This is a genomic window from Weissella sp. DD23 (assembly GCF_001579105.1).
Classification (GTDB): domain Bacteria; phylum Bacillota; class Bacilli; order Lactobacillales; family Lactobacillaceae; genus Weissella; species Weissella cibaria.
The window spans coordinates 1-666 of the sequence record NZ_KQ970437.1 but is presented as its reverse complement, the minus strand read 5'-3'; the positions used below and the strand labels follow the sequence as shown (position 1 = coordinate 666).

1 protein-coding gene is annotated in these 666 nt (G+C 42.8%); it reads left to right on the top strand.

The features are described from left to right. Positions 1-39: 39 nt before the first annotated feature. A partial coding sequence (plsY, locus tag WEIDD23_RS12105) for a glycerol-3-phosphate 1-O-acyltransferase PlsY (RefSeq protein ID WP_010373715.1) occupies positions 40-666 on the top strand: 627 nt, incomplete at its 3' end.

Here is a 666-nt window from a genome sequence, read left to right as displayed (position 1 = left end):
ATTCACTTTTTAAAATTGCATATCAAAGGAGTGTTAATCGTGACGATTACGCATTTTATTATTAGTTTCATTTTAGCCTATGTTTTCGGTTCAATGCCGTTTGGCTACTGGATTGGACGTCTTTTTTTTAAAAAGAACATCTTGCAACTCGGCTCTGGTAATATCGGAACCACCAACACCTTTCGTGTCCTAGGTACAAAAGCCGGTGTGGCAGTCCTTATTCTGGATATCTTGAAGGGATCTGTGGGTGCGTCAATGGCAATGATTTGGGGACCGGCTCCTGCTTGGACCCACATGGTAGTTGGCCTTGGTGCCATTCTCGGTCACACTTTCTCAATGTGGATTGGGTTCAAAGGTGGCAAAGCAGTTGCCACTTCAATGGGTGTTTTATTGACTTATAACCCACTGCTATTCGTCGTTGCCTTTGCTATCTTTTTGACAGTTATCCTGTTAACGTCGATGGTTTCAATGGCCTCAATGATCGGCTTCACGCTCGTCAGCTTGATTTCAATCTTCTGGCTCCATGATTGGCTGCTATCTGTTATTGCGGTTGCCCTGACCATTTTCGTGTTCTATCGGCATCGTGAAAATATTGTCCGTATCAAAAATGGTACAGAATCATTGGTTCATTTTGGTTTTGGCTATTGGCGTCAGCAAAATAATAAG